General features: G+C 71.1%; 3 protein-coding genes and 1 tRNA gene. 1 reads left to right on the top strand and 3 read right to left on the bottom strand.

From position 1 onward, the window contains the following. The 3 genes from Aph01nite_RS31235 to Aph01nite_RS31225 form a co-directional block, all read right to left on the bottom strand. Positions 1-956 (bottom strand): FG-GAP repeat domain-containing protein (locus Aph01nite_RS31235; protein WP_204044625.1); only part of this gene is annotated, 956 nt, incomplete at its 3' end. 102 nt (positions 957-1058) lie between these two features. Next, entirely contained in the window at positions 1059-4025 is a 2967-nt protein-coding gene (locus tag Aph01nite_RS31230) for an AfsR/SARP family transcriptional regulator (RefSeq protein ID WP_204044624.1), read from the bottom strand. A 354-nt stretch (positions 4026-4379) separates the two neighbouring features. Further along, a tRNA-Arg gene (locus tag Aph01nite_RS31225) sits at positions 4380-4453 on the bottom strand. A gap of 94 nt (positions 4454-4547) precedes the next feature. Here Aph01nite_RS31225 and Aph01nite_RS31220 point away from each other — a divergent pair. Continuing rightward, a complete protein-coding gene (locus Aph01nite_RS31220) occupies positions 4548-5513 on the top strand; it encodes a tyrosine-type recombinase/integrase (protein WP_204044623.1) in 966 nt (321 codons plus the stop codon). Positions 5514-6000: the final 487 nt, after the last annotated feature.

The raw sequence follows: 6000 nt of genomic DNA, 5'->3' as shown, positions 1-6000 counted from the left end.
AGGGTGTTCCACGCGGTGCCCAGGCTGACCAGGGGCGCGATCGAGGGGTTGCCGGGAGTGCTGATGTTGCGCCAGACGAAGAGCTTGTCGGGGTTCTGCGTGCCGAGGATGTCGGTCCTGCCGTCGCCGTCGTAGTCGGCCAGCCAGTACTTCGTGATGGTCCGCCAGCCGGCGGAGAGCGGGATGCTCTGGCCGCGTGACGGGCTGCCCGAGGAGCTGGTGTTCGGGATCAGCCACAGGTCGTCGCCGCTCGCGCCCAGCCCGAGGATGTCGGGTTTGCCGTCCCCGTCGAAGTCGGTGAGCCGGGTGCCCTGGGAGTCGACCAGCGGGCGGGGGGCCTCGACCGGATCGTCGACGATCTTCTTGTACCTGATGGGCCGGTAGTTCTGCATGCTCGACCAGCTCTCGTCGCCCACCTGGCCGCGCCAGTTGGCGATGGGGCCCTTGGCCCAATCCTCCTGCCAGCCGTTGGAGTCGGGGTTGCCGGTGCCGTTGAGCGAGTAGGTCCAGGCGCCCTGCGTGTGGTTGGCGGGGTTCTTCCAGCGGGCGAACAGCTCGATGTGGCCGTTCTTGAGGATGGCGTCGCCGGGCTTGAGGTCGTGCAGGCTCGGCAGGAACTCGGTCTGGCTCCAGACCTCGAAGTCGTCGGTGCTGTTGCCGCCCTTGCCGGAGTTGGCTGTGATGTGCCAGGCCATGGAGACCAGGCCGGAGCAGTCGGGGCCGTACCGGTTGTCGCCCTCGACGTCGGTGTAGAGGGTGCCGGAGGCGCGGGTCAGGTTGTACTTGACCTGGCGGGTGACCCAGTTCTGGGCCCGGGAGAGCACCTCCGACCGGGTGATCTCGCCGCCGGGTGCGGAGTCGGCCGAGGCGGGCGTGGCCACGGTCGTCAGGCCGACGAGGCCCACCGTGGTCGCGAAGAGGACGCCGAGGGAACCGGAGATAAGGCGAGAGAGCATTTCTGCTGTCCTTCCAGGTGTTTTCTGCTGACACCTGAAAGGTTCTGCGGGCGCTCTGAAAGATCGGTGAAACTCCGCGGAGGGCCCGTTTCAGCGCTTCTTTCAGCCCCTCTTCAGCTCGCCGTACTCGCGGGCTCCCTGGTCGCGGAAGATCTTCAGCGCCCGGTCGAGGGCGAGTTCGGCGGCCTCGTGGTCGCCCCTGGCCTCGTGGAGCCGGGCGAGGTCGCGTTCGGTGCGGGCCCGCCACAGCAGCACGTCGAGCTCGTCCCAGAGCTGGAGCGAGGCGGTCAGGCAGGCGTCGGCGTCGTCGAGCTGGCCGCTCGCGAGGTGCAGTTCGCCGAGGGTGCGCAGGGTGACGCCGAGCCCCCACCGGTCGCCCATGGCCTGGCAGAGCGACAGCCCTTCCTCCAGGGCGGGCAGCGCGACGTCGATCCGGCCGAGCCGGATCTCGGCCTTGGCGCGGGCCCGGATCGAGTACGCCTCCATGAGCGGGTCGCCGAGCCGCGTGAAGATGTCACGCGCGGCCTCGGCCGCCTCGATGGCCTGGTCATATGCGCCCGTGGCGCGGTGGTAGAGGCTCATCGTGCGTAAGGTCAGGCCCTCGCCCCGGCGGCTGCCGGCGGCGCGGTAGCCGCGCAGGCAGCTCTCCAGCCCGGCCCACGCCTCGGGGAAGTCGCCGCGCTCCAGCCGGACCGAGGCGGCCACTCGTTGCGGATAGTGGACGGCGGGGTCGTCGCCCAGCAGGGCGGTCGCGCCGTCGAGGAAGTGCAGCGCCTCGGCGAGGCGGCCGGTCTCACGGCAGATCACGCCGAGCGCGGCCAGCGCGACCGCCTGCCCGCGGGTGTCGCCGAGGTCGCGGAAGGCGCTGAGCGCCTCGTCGAGCACCTGCCGGCCCTCGGCGAAGCGGTCCTGGTCATACCGGAGGCGGCCGAGCTCGGCCAGCATGGTCGCCACGCCGTGGGGGTCGCCCGCGCGCCGGGCGGCGGCCAAGGCGGCCTGGGTGATGCGCTCGCGGGAAGCGAAGCGGTTGACGCCCAGGAACGACGGGCCCAGGCGCGCGGAGGCGAATCGGCAGACGAGTTCGTGCAGGCCGAGCGCCGCCGCACGTTCGAGGCCGACGACGAGGGCGGGCTGCTCGAAGTCGAACCAGTCGTGGGGTGCGGCGAGCACCTGCGCGGCCAGGCCGGGCGAGATCTCCGCGCCCGTCGTCACGGGAGCCGGGCCGATCTCGTCGGACGGGGCGTCGGCGGTCACCTGGTCGGCGAGCGCCAGCCAGCCGCCGAGCACCCGGCCGACGGCCGCCGCGAGGTCCTCCGCGGGCTCCTCGGCCTCGGCGCGTTCGCGGCCGTAGATACGGACCAGGTCGTGCACGCGGTAGCGCGGGGTGCCAAGGTCGTCGACCCGGGCGAAGTCGACGAGCTGGGCGTCGACGAGCCGTTCGACGGTGTCCTCGGCCTCGGCGGCGGGCTCGCCGGTCAGCCACGCGACGATCCAGGCCGCGAACTCGGTCGCGCCCAGGTGACCGAGGCGGCGCAGGGCGCGCCGCGCGCCCGGGTCCAGGGCGCGGTAGCTCAGCTCGAACCCGGCGCGGACCTCCAGGTCGGCGATGGCCAGCTCGTCAAGGCGACGGCGTTCGTCGGCGAGGCGGCCCGCGAGCAGCCGCAGCGGCCAGCGCTGCCGGGTGGCCAGCCGGGCCCCGGCGATGCGCAGCGCCAGCGGGAGCCGCCCGCACAGTTCGGCGATCTCGCGCGCCACCGGCTCCTCGGCCGTGACGCGCTCGGCCCCGACGATGCGTTCGAGCAGCTCCAGCGCCTCGTCGGCGTCCAGGACGTCCAGGTCGGTACGGCTCACGCCGCTGAGCCCGCCGAGCCGGTTCCGCGAGGTGATCAGCACTCCGCAGTCGCCGCCCGGCAGCAGCGGCCGGACCTGCCGTTCGTCGGCGGCGTCGTCGAGCAGCACCAGCACCCGGCGCCCGGTGAGCAGCCGCCGGTAGAGCTCGGCCCGTTCGGTCGGGTCCGCGGGGACCGGGTCGGCGCCCAGAGCCTTGAGGAACAGCCCGAGCACCTCGCCGGGGTCGGCGGGCGTCTCGCTCATCCCGCGCAGCTCGGCGTGGAGCTGGCCGTCGGGGAACGCCGCCGCGATCCGGTGGGCGACGTGGGCGGCCAGCGCCGACTTGCCGCTGCCGCCGCGCCCGGCGACCACCTGCACGGTGCCGGTCACCAGCGCCCCGGTGAGCGCGGTGGTCTCGGCGAGCCGCCCGGTGAAGTCGGCGGGCGGCGGCGGGAGCTGCGCGGGCGCGGTCATTCTGGGCCCGTGGTCGGACGGCGGGCCTTGGAGCAGCGGGTCGCCGCGCAGGATCGCGTGGTAGAGCGCGGCGAGCTCGGGTCCGGGGTCGAGGCCGAGTTCGTCCACGAGCACCTGGCGGCCCTCGCGGAAGGTGGCCAGGGCGTCCGACTGGCGGCCGAGGCGGTAGAGGGCGGTCATGTACTGGCCGCGCAGGCGTTCGTTGGCGGGGTGGCGGCCGACGAGGGCGGCCAGCTCGGAGGCCAGGCGGCCGTGGTGGCCGAGGGCGAGCCCGGCGGCCATCCGCTCCTCGGTGGCGGTCAGCCGCAGCTCCTCCAACCGGATGGCCTCCCCCGCGAGCCGGGTGGCCTCCAGTCCCGCCAGGGCCGGCCCCCGCCACAGCGCGAGGGCGGCGTCGAGCAGGTCGGCGGCCTCCTGCGGGGTGGCCGCCGCGCGGGCGCGGGTGACCAGGTCGTGGCAGCGGGCCGCGTCGAGGGCGTCCTCCGGGACCTGGGCCAGGTAGCCGGGGGCGCGGGTGAGGATGACGTCGGCGGCGCCGTGCCGGGCGAGGGCCTGTCTGAGGGTTTTGACGTAGGTCTGGATGGCCGCCTTGGCGGTGTCGGGCGGGTCGTCGGGCCAGATCACGTCGATGAGCCGGGCGGTCGGCACGACGTGGCCGTTCTCCAGCAGCAGCGCCGCGAGCAACGTCCGGGGTTTGGTCCCGCCCAGCGGGACCGGCCCGCTTTCGGCGATCACTTCGATGGGTCCGAGCAGCCGAAACTCCACGCAGCCGATTATCGGCCATTCGGTATAGAAGTTGTATATGCCCAGCTCCCCTGCTGATCCCCGCCGCGCCGGCAGTCGCGCGGGAATCCCGGTCGCGTTCAGCCGCCGCGCGCCACGGTCGGCGGTGTTGGGGCGGTAGCCGTAGCGGCAGTCAGTCGGCTGCCTCGCTGTGGCCGACAAGCGTCTGTCCAAGGCGGAAAGGGTCAGCGTTGGCCCTCACACCCGCCTCGCGGCGGATCATTCCGCGTATATTCCGCCACCGCTGGCGCTCGGGTGCCCCCAATGGCACCCTCCCAGCCGGGAGAGAGCGAGCGTAACCCCAGGTGAGAAGGGAGACCGGCGTGGTAGTGCGTGCGCGCCCAGAGGGATTCGAACCCCCGACCGTCGGATTAGAAGTCCGATGCTCTATCCGGCTGAGCTATGGGCGCTTCCGCTGCTGCGTTGACCAGCTTATTTGGCGGTCTTGTGCGAAGCTAGCATAGCTGGGCTGTGCCGGAACAGCGTCGGATTTTTGGAGGAGCGATGGTCCGCCCCCGAAGACAGGTGACCGTGTCCCCGACGCTGCTCGATCTGCTTCCCTCGTGGGAGCTGTCGTTGCGGGCAGGGCACAAGTCGCCGGGAACGATCCGCAGCTACCTGGACAGCGTACGGGGGCTTTCGGCGTTCCTGATCGACGGGGGGATGCGGGCGGAGGTGGACGGGGTCAGGGCCGAGGAGATCCGGGGGTTTCTCGCCCGAACGGCGGAGGTGTCGTCGGCGGGGAACGCGCACAAGCACTTCAGGAACCTGCGGGTGTTCTTCGGGTGGCTGGTCGCGGAGGGGGAACGGGCGGGGGATTCGCCGGTAGCCGCGGTCGAGGCGCCGAAAGTGGACAGGAAGCCGGTACGGCCGCTGACCGAGCAGGAGTTGGCCAGGCTGCTGGCGGTGTGCGCGGGGGATTCGTGGATCGACCGGCGGGATACCGCGATCATGCGGATTCTGATGGACAACGGCATGCGGGTGTCGGCGCTGGCGGGGCTGCGGTACAGCGCGTCCGATCCGGAGGCGAACGACGTGTGGCTGGGGCGGCATGTGCTGCGGATCGTCCTGGGGGACGGGGAGGTCTATCTGGCGCCGCTGGGGCGAAAGTCGGCGGCGGCGGTCGACCGGTATCTGCGGGCGCGTACGCGACTGAAGCACGCGTCGTCGCCGTGGCTGTGGCTGCCGGAGCGGGGTGTGACCGCGCACGGGGGAGATCGGCGGCTGACCGCGACCGGCATCCAGCAGATGCTGCATCGGCGCGGTGAGGAGGCGGGCATTCCGGGCGTGTTCCCGCATCGGTTCCGGCACACGATGGCGAGCGGCTATCTGCGAGAAGGCGGAGATCCGCTCGAGTTGATGCGGGTCGGGGGCTGGAAGACGCCGGTGATGGCGCGCCACTACGCCGATATCGCGGAAACCGGACCGCCGGCGGAGCAGGCGCGGCTGTCCCCAGGCGATCGAATCTGAGTACTCCTGAACGTCTACCACGGCCCGCCGCACCCGCCGAAGTGGCCCAAGGCCCACCATTGCTTGCGGGTCACACGTTCGCGGGCAAATGCCGTGGTAGGTCCGGGACGGAACACGATCCGCTGCGATGGCGGCACGACGCGTTAGACCATCGACGTCCGCCTGGCGGACTTGCATGGAAGTCCTTGTAGATCGTTGACAGACGGTCAGAGATCAACTTAACTGCTGGTATAGCACCGCAAGGCGGTTAATCGGGTGGCAAATCGGTACATGGAACTGTCAGCGTAGCCTATACATCACGCGCAGCAAGGGCATATTCCAGCCCGGCTTGATATGCACATCAGTGGGATGATCATCCCGTATCACTTCTGACCGACGTCCCATGGCACGGAACCGATGGGGCCATTTCATGGTTTGGAACAAGCCGCACGCTGGGTCGGCCAAGCCACGGTAACTGTTCACTTTCTATGTGTTCAATTTGGAGTGA

It is taken from the genome of Acrocarpospora phusangensis, from assembly GCF_016862995.1.
GTDB classification, from domain to species: Bacteria; Actinomycetota; Actinomycetes; order Streptosporangiales; family Streptosporangiaceae; genus Acrocarpospora; species Acrocarpospora phusangensis.
The sequence above is the reverse complement of the archived record's forward strand: the minus strand, read 5'-3'. Positions and strand labels throughout refer to the sequence as shown.